Annotated in this window: 16 protein-coding genes; 10 read left to right on the top strand and 6 right to left on the bottom strand. The window is 72.9% G+C overall.

Annotation, left to right across the window (positions count from 1 at the left end):
• Positions 1-28 precede the first annotated feature (28 nt).
• Together B4N89_RS30085 and B4N89_RS30080 are read right to left on the bottom strand one after the other, a co-directional pair.
• Positions 29-412: a peptidylprolyl isomerase gene (locus tag B4N89_RS30085; protein ID WP_078978901.1), complete on the bottom strand. Its 384-nt coding sequence runs from the start codon at positions 410-412 to the stop codon at positions 29-31.
• A gap of 62 nt (positions 413-474) precedes the next feature.
• On the bottom strand, positions 475-1083 hold the full coding sequence (locus B4N89_RS30080) for a PadR family transcriptional regulator (RefSeq protein WP_201260939.1): 609 nt from the start codon (positions 1081-1083) through the stop codon (positions 475-477).
• A 116-nt stretch (positions 1084-1199) separates the two neighbouring features.
• Between B4N89_RS30080 and B4N89_RS30075 the strand changes: the two genes are divergently transcribed.
• The 8 genes from B4N89_RS30075 to B4N89_RS30040 all read left to right on the top strand — a co-directional run bounded on the left by B4N89_RS30075 (position 1200) and on the right by B4N89_RS30040 (position 7208).
• On the top strand, positions 1200-1655 hold the full coding sequence (locus B4N89_RS30075) for a hypothetical protein (protein WP_078978900.1): 456 nt from the start codon (positions 1200-1202) through the stop codon (positions 1653-1655).
• Positions 1656-1741: 86 nt separating this feature from the next.
• Complete coding sequence (locus B4N89_RS30070; RefSeq protein ID WP_078978899.1) at positions 1742-2953, top strand: FAD-dependent oxidoreductase; 1212 nt, start codon at positions 1742-1744, stop codon at positions 2951-2953.
• 201 nt (positions 2954-3154) lie between these two features.
• Positions 3155-3613: a hypothetical protein gene (locus B4N89_RS30065; RefSeq protein WP_078978898.1), complete on the top strand. Its 459-nt coding sequence runs from the start codon at positions 3155-3157 to the stop codon at positions 3611-3613.
• 5 nt (positions 3614-3618) lie between these two features.
• Positions 3619-4134 carry a thiol-disulfide oxidoreductase DCC family protein gene (locus B4N89_RS30060; protein WP_078978897.1) on the top strand — a complete coding sequence of 172 codons (516 nt, stop codon included), beginning with the start codon at positions 3619-3621 and terminating at the stop codon, positions 4132-4134.
• A gap of 11 nt (positions 4135-4145) precedes the next feature.
• Positions 4146-4904, top strand: a complete 759-nt coding sequence (locus B4N89_RS30055; RefSeq protein WP_078978896.1) for a TetR/AcrR family transcriptional regulator — start codon at positions 4146-4148, stop codon at positions 4902-4904.
• A 214-nt stretch (positions 4905-5118) separates the two neighbouring features.
• Positions 5119-5736, top strand: coding sequence for an HD domain-containing protein (locus B4N89_RS30050; protein ID WP_101897213.1), 618 nt, complete (start codon positions 5119-5121; stop codon positions 5734-5736).
• A 68-nt stretch (positions 5737-5804) separates the two neighbouring features.
• Positions 5805-6569 (top strand): nucleotidyltransferase domain-containing protein, encoded by a 765-nt coding sequence (locus B4N89_RS30045; RefSeq protein WP_078978895.1) that lies wholly within the window; start codon positions 5805-5807, stop codon positions 6567-6569.
• Positions 6570-6614: 45 nt separating this feature from the next.
• Entirely contained in the window at positions 6615-7208 is a 594-nt protein-coding gene (locus tag B4N89_RS30040; RefSeq protein ID WP_078978894.1) for a DUF1349 domain-containing protein, read from the top strand.
• A gap of 74 nt (positions 7209-7282) precedes the next feature.
• On the opposite strand, the gene B4N89_RS30035 is transcribed toward B4N89_RS30040, so the two are convergent.
• The 3 genes from B4N89_RS30035 to B4N89_RS30025 form a co-directional block, all read right to left on the bottom strand.
• Entirely contained in the window at positions 7283-7495 is a 213-nt protein-coding gene (locus tag B4N89_RS30035) for a hypothetical protein (protein WP_078978893.1), read from the bottom strand.
• 107 nt (positions 7496-7602) lie between these two features.
• The gene (locus tag B4N89_RS30030; RefSeq protein WP_201260937.1) at positions 7603-8235 is read right to left on the bottom strand and encodes a YigZ family protein; all 633 of its coding nucleotides are present in this window, start codon (positions 8233-8235) and stop codon (positions 7603-7605) included.
• A gap of 87 nt (positions 8236-8322) precedes the next feature.
• Entirely contained in the window at positions 8323-9216 is an 894-nt protein-coding gene (locus tag B4N89_RS30025; protein WP_078979739.1) for a LysR substrate-binding domain-containing protein, read from the bottom strand.
• 152 nt (positions 9217-9368) lie between these two features.
• Here B4N89_RS30025 and B4N89_RS30020 point away from each other — a divergent pair, with 152 nt between their 5' ends.
• Together B4N89_RS30020 and B4N89_RS30015 are read left to right on the top strand one after the other, a co-directional pair.
• Positions 9369-10601, top strand: a complete 1233-nt coding sequence (locus B4N89_RS30020; protein WP_235618849.1) for an MFS transporter — start codon at positions 9369-9371, stop codon at positions 10599-10601.
• Positions 10602-10687: 86 nt separating this feature from the next.
• The gene (locus tag B4N89_RS30015) at positions 10688-11098 is read left to right on the top strand and encodes a VOC family protein (RefSeq protein WP_078978891.1); all 411 of its coding nucleotides are present in this window, start codon (positions 10688-10690) and stop codon (positions 11096-11098) included.
• A gap of 18 nt (positions 11099-11116) precedes the next feature.
• Here the strand turns inward: B4N89_RS30015 and B4N89_RS30010 are convergent, their stop codons facing one another.
• Complete coding sequence (locus B4N89_RS30010; RefSeq protein ID WP_078978890.1) at positions 11117-11803, bottom strand: helix-turn-helix transcriptional regulator; 687 nt, start codon at positions 11801-11803, stop codon at positions 11117-11119.
• Positions 11804-11876: the final 73 nt, after the last annotated feature.

Here is an 11876-nt window from a genome sequence, read left to right as displayed (position 1 = left end):
GAAACGTCACCCGAACGGGCGCCGCCGCTCAGTCCTCGTCGACGTGGCGGGCCGGTCGGGTGTCCACCAGCTTGATGATGTGGAAGCCGTACTGGGCCGGAACCAGGTCGCTCACCCGCCCGGGGCGCAGCGCCACCAGGGCCTCGGCGAACGCGTCGGCGTAGTCGTCCTCCTGCCCCCACCCCAGGTCGCCGCCCTTGGCCGCGGACAGCGGGTCCTTCGAGCGTTTGCGCGCGAGTTCACCGAACCGGCCGGGGTCCCGGGCCAGTTCGTCGAGGATGGCGCGCCCCTCGCTCTCGGTCTCCACCGCGATGTGCAGGACGTGGTATTCCAGTGCGTCGGACATGGTCGCTCCCGGGTCGTCGCCACCCGGCGCGCCCGGGCCGAGCGCGGTCACCGAGTTGTCGATCACGTGGATGATACGGCCGCCACGCGAGCGGCCCGGGGAGGCGCCGGCGGTAGCGCGGACGGCGGCTACTCCGCCGCCGCTTCGGTGAAGGCGGCCAACGACGCCTCGTCCCAGGCCAGCCGGCCCGTCGTCAGGTCGCCCGACACCGCGTCGACCCAGCGCAGTTCCGCGTCGGTCATCGCGCGCAGGTATTCGTCCTCCAGCAACACCACACGCGGCAGGTTCATCCGCGTGGTCTGCGCCGCCTCCGCGTCCAGATCGGCGAGCCGGGCGACCAGCGCCTCCCGACGCCGGGTCAACAACTCGCGTGCCGTCTCCGGGGTGACCAGCGCCAGAAAGGACAGCGCCGCCGGGAATTCGGGGAACTCGTTGCGCGGCGTGGCCACCATCTCCGCCATCCAGGCGTGGCACGCGACGCGCCCCGCCTCGGTGATCTCGTAGACGGTCCGCTCCGGGTACTGCTGATCGCGCTCGGTCTCGCGCACCGAGATCAACTCGGCCTCGCGCAGCCGATTGATCGTCTTGTACAACGACGCCCGCTGGCCCACGTTGACGACCTTGTCCTTGCCCCACTGCTTGATCCGCTGCTGGATCGCATACGGGTGCATCGGGTCGCGGTAGAGCAGACCCAGCAGCGCCAGAGCCAGCGGTGACCTGCGGAAAGTCGTCGTCATACGGCCCACCCTACTGGATTCTTGGCAACTAGCCGCAGCGGAACTAGTTGCCAGAACACTAGTCGCCATGCAACTATTGATCCATCGAAGCCGCACCCATATCGAGGAGCCTCCCGATGACCACCACCACCCCGGTCCGCATCCACGCCGACCACGCCACGACCAAGCACCTGGGCCACTGGACCACCGCGACCGCCTTCGAGGTCCGCGAACGCCGGGCCGCGGCCGTGCTCGACCTGCGCTCGCCGCGGATCGAGCAGGGCGACATCGAGATCCGGGTCGACCTGGACCACGCGATGCTCAAGCTCCTGGTCCCCGACGACGCGGCAATCGAGCAGAGCGGGCTGCGCTGGACCGGTCGCGGCCGGGTCAAGGACTACGCCGCGCCGACCGCCGCCAAGGGCCGGGTGATCCGCCTGGTCGGCACGATCGACCACGGCGAGGTCCGGATCCACCGCAGCGGCGTCGCGGTGTTGTCCGCGATGTTCAGCCGCGAATTCGTCGAGGACGTACGACGCGCCCGCCGCGAGGGCGCCACGCCCACGGTGGCCGACCCCGCGCACACCCCCTGACCCCCGCCCTCGAACCCCACGATTCCCGACGTCGGCGCGGGCCGGGCCGCACCAGCCCCGCGCCGCCCTCACCCCGGAGCGAAGACATGAACCGCGTCAGGACCGCGATGATCATCGGTGGCGGCATCGCCGGGCCGGTGACGGCATGCGCGCTGCGCAGGGCCGGCATCGAGGCCACCGTGTACGAGGCATATGCCGATCTCGCGCCCGGCGACGCGTCGGGCGGCGCGCTCGGCATCGCGCCCAACGGGCTCGACGCGCTGCGGGTGATCGGCGCCGAGGAGGCGGTGTGCGCGATCGGGCAGCCGACCACCGACATGGTCTTCGAGAACGGTCGCGGCCGACGCCTCGGCAGCGCCGCCGGCCTGCCCGGCCTGCCCCCGACCCGCACCGTACTGCGCGCCGACCTGCACCGGGTGTTGCGTGAGCACGCCCGCGACCACGACATCCGCACCGAACACGGCCGGCGCCTCGTCGGGGTGCGGGAGGAACCCGACGGCGTCACCGCCGAGTTCGCCGACGGGAGCACCGCGACCGCCGACATCGTGATCGGCGCGGACGGCATCCGCTCCACGGTCCGGACCCTGATCGACCCCGCCGCGCCCGCCCCGGAATACGTCGGCCTGCTCGGCTTCGGCGTCGGCGCCTCCATCCCGGGCGACGGCGCCGCCCGGCCCGCCCCCGGCGCCATGCACTTCGCCTTCGGCAAGCGAGCCTTCTTCGGCTACTGGACCCACTCCGACGGCAGCGTGGCCCTGTTCAGCAATCTGCCGCACCCGCCGATGACCACCGCCGAGGCCCGGGCGGTCCCCGCCGAGCGGTGGCTCGGCCTGCTGCGCGAGGCGCACGCGGGCGACGTCCCCGCCGAGGCCGTGCTGCGCGCGGCCTCCGCCGACGACCTCCTGGTCGCCGGTCCGCTCGAACTGATGCCCCCGCTGCCGCACTGGCACCGCGATCGACTGGTCCTGGTCGGCGACTCCGCGCACGCCCCCTCGGCCAGTTCCGGCCAGGGCGCCTCACTCGCGATGGAAAGCGGCATCCAACTCGCCCGCTGCCTGCGCGACCTCCCCGACCCGACCGCCGCGTTCGCCGCGTACGAGGCGATGCGCCGACCCCGGGTCGAGAAGATCGCCGCCGCTGCCGCCAAGACCAACAACAGCAAGGCCGCGGGCCCGCTCGCCAAGGCCGTCATGGCCCTGCTGATGCCGATCATGACGCGCACCGTGCTGACCCCGGAGAAGATGTTCGGCGAGGCGCAGCGCCACCACATCGACTGGTCCGCGCCGGCCGCCGCCTGACCACCCCCACTCCCACCCCCGCCCCACCCAAACACCCCCAACGCCCGTCGATCGCCTCGCCTTCGCGGGGCGATCGACGGGTTTCGCGCGTTCCGACCCGTCTCGCGCACCCACCCCGACCGACGACTTGAACGTGTTCAAAAACAGGTCTAGAGTTCCCGGCGTCGGCCGGTTTGAACACGTTCAAAAAGGAGTCGGTCCATGGATATGACCGTGTTGACCTATGCCATCTACCTGGCCATCAGCATCGCGCTCACCGTGTGGGTGGCACGCACGCTGAGCCGCAACGGACAGATCTTCCTGCAGGACGTCCTGCGCGGCCGCGAAGAACTCGCGGCCGCCGTCAACCACCTCCTGGTGGTCGGCTTCTACCTCGTCAACCTCGGCTTCGTCGCGCTCTACCTCAAGGTCGGCGACACCGTCGACGACGCACGCGGCTCGGTCGAGGCGCTGTCCGTCAAGCTCGGCACCGTCTCGCTGGTTCTGGGCGGGCTGCACCTGCTCAACGTCTACGTGCTGAGCCGGATCCGGCGGCGCGGCCTGGACGAGGCGACCGACCCGGGTGCGCACGCCCCCCAGCGCGCCCGGAAGTTGTCCGGCCGGGCCTACGGTCCGCCGATCGCGCCCCAGGGCTCCACCCACCCGGCTCCCGGGGTCTGATCCCGATGACCATCTCCCAGGGGAACACCGCGCCGGGCCGATCGGAGGGGACGGCCCGGCGCGGTATCCCCGCCCCGCCTCCCCCGGTCCGCCGGATCACCATCCTCTTCGACGCCGACTGCCCGCTGTGCGCCGCGCTGTCCGGCTGGATCGCCCGGCAGCCGACCCTGATCGCGGTCGATCTGGTGCCGGCCGGCTCGCCGCGGGCCCGCAACCGCTATCCCGACCTGGACCACGAGGCCACCCTGCGCGAACTCACCGTGGTGGGCGGCTCGGGCGAGGTGTGGTCCGGCGCCGCCGCGTGGGTCACCGTGTTGTGGGCGCTGCGCGCGTACCGCGGCCTGTCCTTCCGGCTCGGCACGCCGCTCGGGATGCCGATGGCCCGGGCCGCCGTGCTGGGCGCGGCCCGGATCCGCTCGGCCACACACCGGGGCCCGCTGCCGCCGGATCCGGACGGGGACCCCTACCGAGAGCCCTGGACGGTCGTCGAGTGTGACGATGCCTGCGAGCTCGCCCACTAACCTTGCCTCTCGTGGAGCACGTGGCAGGCACCGACGCAGCGAACCCGACCGACGGCGGCGACAGGCCGGACCCGGGCGGGCGCCCCGGCAAGAGCGAGCAGACGCGGTCCCTGATCCTGGAGACCGCGCTGCGGCTCTTCCGGGAGCGCGGCTACGACAAGACGACCATGCGGGCCATCGCCCAGGAGTCCGGCGTCTCGGTCGGCAACGCCTACTACTACTTCGGCTCCAAAGAGCACCTGATCCACGGCTTCTACGACCGCCTCACCCACGAGCACATCACCCGCAGCCGGCAGGAGCTGCGCGGTGTCCGCGACTTCGGCGACCGGCTCCAGGTGGTGTTGTCGGTGTGGCTGGAGGTGGCCGAGCCGTATCACGCGTTCGCGGTCCAGTTCTTCCGCAACGCCGCCGACCCGGAGAGCCCGCTCAGCCCGTTCTCCGCGGAGTCCTACCCGATCCGCGAACAGGTCACCGAGCTGTTCGCCGACGTGCTGCGCGGCTCCTCGCTCCGCATCGACGACGAACTCGCCGAACTGCTGCCGGAGTTGTTGTGGCTGCACCTGATGGGCATCGTGCTCTTCTGGGTGTACGACCGCTCCCCCGAGCGCGCCAAGTCCCGCGCCTTCGTGGCCCGCACCACCCCGATGGTGGAGCGAGTGATCACCCTGTCCCGCTACAAGGTCTTCCGCCCCCTGGTCCGCGACGCCGAACGCCTCATCCGCGACTACATCGTCCCGGAGGGCACCACGCCGCCCGAGCAACGCGGATAGCCCCCGCACGCGGTCGGGAGGCTCGGCGCGGCCCACGACGCGGGCCCGCCGGCGATCGATCCGCCCCCGTGGTCCGGCATCCGCGCGGATTGCATATCGTGAACGCGTCCGTGATCCCGACCGTGCCGCGTACCGACACCCACCCGCCGGTGACCGCGCTCGCAAAACGGTGGTGCAATCGGATACCGCGTGCTCGTTCCAACCAGGAGTCGTCTTGTCCGGAGTTCCACTGTTCCCGCCCACCGACCCGCGCCTGGCCGCGCAGGTCGGCTTCATCCTGGAGATCGACCGACTCAAGGGTGTGGTGCGGCGCAACCTGATCGCGGACGCCTCGCGGCGCGAGAACACCGCCGAGCACTCGTGGCACCTGGCCATGCTGGCCGGCACGCTGGCCGAGCACGCCGCGACCGATGTCGACGTGGCCCGGGTGACCCGGATGTTGTTGGTCCACGACCTGGTCGAGATCGACGCGGGCGACACCTTCTACTACGACAGCGTCGCCGAGGTCGACCAGGCCGAGCGCGAGCAGCGCGGCGCGGACCGCATATTCGGCTTGCTTCCGGCCGCGCAGGGCGGCGAACTCCGGGATTTGTGGGAGGAGTTCGAGGCCCGCGAGACGCCCGACGCGCGCTTCGCGAAGGCGATCGACCGGTTCCAGCCGTGCCTGCTCAACTTCCACACCGAGGGCGGCACCTGGCGCGAGTACGACCTCACCCGCACCGAGGTGCTGGCCAAGCAGGGCAGCACGATCGAGGACGGTTCCCCGTCGTTGTGGGCGTACACCCTGGAATTGATCGACGAAGCGGTGCGGCGCGGCTACCTCAAGCCCTGACCGTCCGGCTCCGCCCAAGGGTCCGGCCCGGCCAACCGTTCCGCCGGCGCCGGGATACGCTGCCGGACATGACCAGTGACGCATCCTTCACCACACACGTCACCCAACGTCTCGCCGCGCTGCCCGGGGTGGCCGCCGTGGTGCTCGGCGGGTCTCGTGCCCAGGGCACCCACCGACCCGACAGCGACTGGGACTTCGCGGTCTACTACCGCGACGGCTTCACCCCCGACGCGATCCGGGGACTGGGCTGGCCGGGCGAGGTGTCGGAGTTCGGCGCCTGGGGCGGCGGGGTCTTCAACGGCGGCGCCCGGCTCACCGTGGAGGACCGGCCGATCGACCTCCACTATCGCGAACTCGCGGACGTGGAGCGCAGGCTGGCCGAGGCGCGGGAGGGCCGCTTCGAGGTCGAGCGGTTGATGTTCCACCTCGCCGGCGTGCCCACCTACCTCGTGATCGCCGAACTGGCGGTCAACCGGGTGCTGTTCGGCGACCTGCCGCGACCGTCCTACCCGTCGGCGCTGCGCCGCGCGGCGCACGCCCGGTGGAGCGAGGACGCGCGCCTGACCCTCACCTACGCGGACCGGGCGCACGCCGCACACGGGCATGTCACCGACGTCGCGGGGGCGATCGGCCGGGCGGCCTGCGAGGCGGCACACGCCGTGGCGGCCGGTCGCGGCGAGTGGGTGACCAACGAGAAGACCCTGCTCGACCGTACGGGCCTGCGCGACGTCGACGAGATCGCCGGCCGACTGACCGCGTCCACCCTGTCCACCGCGATCGCCGACGCGCGCGAACTGCTGGACAAGGCCCTGACGGCGAGCCGCCCGAACTGACGTCACCGTGAGAAGTGCCCGGACGGGCCCGGATAGGCTCGGCGGATGGATTCCGTGGCGGTGGACTGGGACGACGCGCACTGGCTCAACCCGCCGGCCGGCGCCGAGCGGGACGAGGACGCGCTGGTGGTGACCCCGGTGCCGGGCGCCGACTTCTGGCGACAGACGTCCTACGGCTTCACCCGCGACACCGGCAGTGCGCTGCTCACCGACCTGCCGTCGGGCACGGCGGTGGAGGTCACCTTCGAAGCGGACTTCGACACGCTCTACGACCAGGCCGGGGTGTTCGTCCGGGTGGACGAGCGCACCTGGGTCAAGGCCGGCGTCGAGGTCACCGACGGCGCGCTGCACGTCGGAGCCGTGGTCACGCGTGGTGTCTCCGACTGGTCGATCGCCCCGGTGCCCGAATGGGCCGGCGGGCCGGTCACCGTCCGGGTCAGCCGGGCCGGCGACGCGCTCACCATCCGGGCGAGGCCTGCCGACGGGCCCTGGCGGACCATCCGACTCGCTCCGCTGTCCCCGGACGCGTCGGCCACTGCCGGGCCGTTCTGCTGCTCACCGGAGCGCGCGGGCCTGCGGGTACGTTTCACCCGCTTCGTCCTCGGCCCCGCCGACGCGGGCCTGCACGAAAACCCCTGAACCGAGCAGCCTGAACCAAGCACCCGGAACCAGGCAGCCCCGAGTTTGGCACCCCGCATCCGGCCGGCGACCGCTCAGACCCCGCCCGCCGGTGGAATGTTCACGCCGTATTCCCGCGCCTCGTGCAGCGCGTCCTCCAACTCGTCGAGCGCCGGCGGCAGGGCGTTCGTGTCGTGCGCGTCACTCGCCTCCGCCAGCACGGAACGGGCCCGGATCACCCGCTCGCGTACCGCCCGGACGACCTCGGCCTGGTCGATGGCCGACTTCTCGTCGTATCCAGCCGTCATCACTTCCTCATTTCCCGCGGCCCCGTGCGAGTACCCGTACACCCATTGGTGTTCCGACCTGAGACGGGTTTCAACCGGCATGGGGGCGTACGGGCGCGAGAAGTGCGTCAGGAAGTGTGCGGGGAGGCGTCCACCTCGACGAACGTGCGCCCGGTCTCGCGGGCGCCCGCCCGGCCGCCGGTCAGGTCGGTCAGCCGCGCCACGAAGCGGTCCCGGTCCGGCTCCGGCACGCACACGTCGATCGCCACCTCGGCGCCGTAGCGGATGTCGCGCACCTCGTGGCCGAGCCCTCGCAGGTCGTTCTCCAGCCGCCCGGCGTGCGCGTGGTCGACATCCACGGTCAGCACCAGCATCGGACGCAGTTCGACCACGCCGACCGCGTCCACCGCCTCGGTCACCGCCGAGCCGTAGGCGCGGATCAGGCCGCCGGCGCCGAGCATGACGCCGCCGAAGTAGCGGGTCACCACCGCGACCGTCTCGGTCAGCTCGCGGCGCCGCAACACCTGGAGCATCGGCGCACCGGCCGTGCCCGACGGTTCGCCGTCGTCGTGCGCCTTCTCCTGCCCGCCAGCGATCCAGGCCGAGCAGTTGTGCCGCGCGAACGCGTGCAGCGCCCGGCGGCGGGCCAGGAACGCCTGGGCCTGCGCGTCGTCGGACACCCGGGCGAGGGCGCACACGAAGCGGGAACGCCGAACCTCGATCTCCACCTCACCTTCGGACTTGATCGTGAGCAGCGGCATGACCGGGGCCTTCGGTACGGGATCGTCGGACGCCCCCACGGTAGGGCCCGACGGCGCCCGGCCCGGCCGGGGGCTCACCGTGCGCGGCTACGCCGGTACGATCTGCCGCCCCGAGGCGGCCACGAACGCGCGCAGCAGGGTGGTCTCGCCCCCGCGCCGCCAGGTGAGCGTCACCGCCGACTCGGTCAGCCCGGTCACCGGCACGAACGCCACGTCGGGACGGCCGTTGTACGCGGCGAACTGGGCGCAGAACAGCAGCACACCGTGGTTGCCGGCGATCAGCGACAGCACCTCCTGGAGAGTGCCGGCGCCCGGTCCACGCGGGATCGGCCGCCCGCCCGGGGTGACCGTCGGCGACTGGAGCTCACGCCAGGGCGCGGGCGCGGGTCCGGCGATCTCCACGAACACACAGTCCGCCAACTCCTCCGCGTCCACCCGCGCGCGCCGCGCGAAGGCGTGCCGCGTCGAGACGCCGAGCACCAGCGGGTCGGCGGCGATCACCGGACCGGTGCGCAGCGTGGGATCACTCACGGGCAGGGTCACGAACGCGGCGTCGATCTCGCCGCGCAGCACCGGGCCGAACGGGTCCGACAGCGGCGTTTCGGCCAGGTCGGCGCGGGCCTGCGGATGCCGGGCGCGGAAGTCGCCGACCAGGTCGAGCAGGGCGCCGTACGGGGTGCCGACGAAGCCGATCCGCAGCACGCCCTCGATGCCCCGGGCGCGGGCCTTGGCCCGGTCGACCGCGCCGGTGAGGCCGGCGTAGGCGGGTCGTACCTCGGCCAGGAACAGTTCGCCCTGCGGGGTGAGTCGAACCCGGCGACTGCTGCGCTCGAACAGTCGTGCGCCGATCCGGTCCTCCAGTTGCCGCAGCAGTTGGCTGACCCGAGCCTGCGAGGTGTAGAGCCTGGCGGCGGTACGGGTGAAGTGCAGTTCCTCGCTCAGCACGACGAAGCACTCCAACTCCCGGAATTCCACGCTCATCCCGTTCCCCTCCCGCACGCGGCCCCGGGTACCGGGCACCGGGCCCGAGTGGGCCGCCTCCCACGTTCCGACCTGCGAGCATAAGCGGCCCCTATGCTCGCATGCGATCTTCGCCGTTGTTCGGGATCGGGGCCGTGCCCAGGGTGGAGGGCATGTCCAACCCCGTTGTCGACACCGACGCGCCCCAGCCTCGCCCCGCCGAACCCGCCCTCGCCGATCCCGCGCCCGAGACCGCGTCGTTGCGCGCCCGGCTCGCCGTGGTCGCCATCGCCGTGGGCACCTTCGCCGTGGTCGGTACCGAGATGTTGCCGGTCGGCCTGCTCACCCCGATCTCGCACGGCCTGCACGTCTCCGACGGCACCACGGGCCTGGCGATGACCCTGGCCGCGGTGGTTGCCGGATTCGCCGCCCCGACGGTGTTGGTCGCCGCCGGGCGGGTGGATCGGCGGATCGTATTGGCCGCGATGATGACCGTGCTGGTCGCCGCCAACACGATCGCCGCCCTCGCGCAGAACTTCGCCATGTTCCTGGTGGCCCGCGTCCTGGTGGGCGTCAGCATCGGCGGCTTCTGGGCGATCGGCGCGAGCCTGCCGGTACGGCTGGTGCCGGCCGGCTCGGTCGGTCGGGCCTCGGCGGTGATCTTCGGCGGCGTGTCGGTGGCCTCGGTCGTCGGCGTGCCGGTGGGCACGCTGATCGGCGAGCGGGCGGGCTGGCGGGTCGCCTTCGCGGCGATGGCCGGGCTCAGCGCGGCGGTGCTGGTCGCCCTGCTCGTCCTGCTCCCGCCGCTGCCCGCCGAACGGGCGGTGCGGCTGCGCGAGATCCCGGCGCTGCTGCGGCGCGGCGGGGTCGTGGCCGGTGCGTCGGCGCTGGTCCTGGTCATCGCCGGGCACTTCGGCGCGTACACCTACGTACGACCGATCCTGGAGGAATCGGGCGGCCTGGGCCCGGGGCCGATCGGCGCGCTCCTGCTGGGCTATGGCGTGGCCGGGGTGGTCGGCAACGTGCTGGCCGGGGCGTACGCCGCCCACCCGCCGCACCGCACGCTCTCGATGGCGGCCGGGCTGCTCGTCGCGGCGGTCGTGGCGCTCGCGGTGTCGGGGGCGTGGACCCCGGGGACCGCGGCGGCGATGCTCGTGTGGGGGTTGGCGTACGGCGCGGTGCCGGTCGCGTTGCAGGGGTGGCTGTCGCGGGTGGCGCCGGACGCGCCCGAGGCCGCCTCGGCGGTCTTCGTCACCGGGTTCCAGCTGGCCATTTCGCTGGGGTCGCTGCTCGGCGGGGTCGCGGTGGACGCGGTGGCCACGTCGAGCGTGTTGTGGTTCGGCGCCGCCCTGGCCGCGGCGACCACGCTGCTCGCGCTGGTGTGGGGCCGGCGTGCCGGGCGCTGAGCCGGGTCCGCCCGGCCTCGGGCCGGCTCGGCGACACGTCCGATTCGTTCAAGACCACGACCGCCGCGGCCGGCTAGCGTGCGGGCATGACTTCTCCCGCCCCGCGCTTCCACTTCATCGGGCTCGTGGTCGCCGACATGGCCGCCTCGCTCGCGTTCTACCGGGCCCTGGGCCTGGCCGTCCCGGCCGACGCCGACGCCGAGCCGCACGTCGAGGTGCCGCTGCCGGACGGCCCGCTGCTGGTCCTCGACACGATCGCCACGGTCCGCTCGTTCGCCCCGGACTGGACCCCGCCCACGGGTGGCCACCGGGCCTCGCTGGCCTTCGCGTTCGCCGATCCGGCGGAGGTCGACAAGAAGTACGCCGAGTTGGTCGCGGCCGGGTTCACCGGATACCGGGAGCCGTGGGACGCGTTCTGGGGTCAGCGCTACGCCGTGCTGCACGACCCGGACGGCAACGGCGTGGATCTGCTCGCACCGCGGTCGCCGACCGCGTAGCCGGCGCCAGTCGCGCGCTCAGCCCAGCAGGGTGCGCAGCGGCACGCCCGCCAGTGCCTTGACGTCGCGGGCGAAGTGGGCCTGGTCGGCATAGCCGGTGCCCGCCGCGACCCGGGCCGGCGGCATCCCGGTGCGGGCCAGGTCGAGCGCGCGTTCCAGGCGCAGCACCCGGGCCAGCGTCTTGGGGCCGTAGCCGAAGGCGGCCAGCGAGCGGCGGTGCAGTTGGCGCTCGCTCAGTCGCACGCCGGCGGCGACCGTCGCGACATCGGCGCCGGCCCGCAACTCGCCGACCACCGTGCCGGCGAAGCGGGCCGCCTCGGGGTCGCGGTCGCGCAGCCGCGCGGCGGCCAGTTCCTCCAGGAACACCGCCGGGTCGGGGGCGGCGGCGATGCGTTCGCTCAGGATCCGCACGTCGCGCTCGCCCCACACGTCGGCCAGCGGGATCCGTCGATCGCGCAGCGCGTCCGCGGGCGTCCCGAGCAGCGCGGGCCCGACCCCGGGGGCGCAGCGCACCGCCGCGTAGCGCGCCCCGACCCGGTCCTCCACCACGTGGGCCAGCGTGTCGGGACCGGCCACGACCAGTTCGTCGCCGGACCAGATCAGGTCGATGCAGCCGTCCGGGAGCACCCGCGCGGATCCGTCCGCCTCGACGGTTCGGGTCCAGACGATCAGCGGAGCCAGGTGGGAACGACGTTCGAGGTACACGGCCCCATTGTCCCCGCGCCGCCGGAGGTACGGTTGAGCCGTCAAGCGGGCACGGCCTGAACAGGGCAGGGGT

The sequence above is a fragment of the Embleya scabrispora genome, assembly GCF_002024165.1.
GTDB classification, from domain to species: domain Bacteria; phylum Actinomycetota; class Actinomycetes; order Streptomycetales; family Streptomycetaceae; genus Embleya; species Embleya scabrispora_A.
Note: the sequence above shows the minus strand (reverse complement) of the source record. Positions and strands in the feature narration are given on the sequence as shown.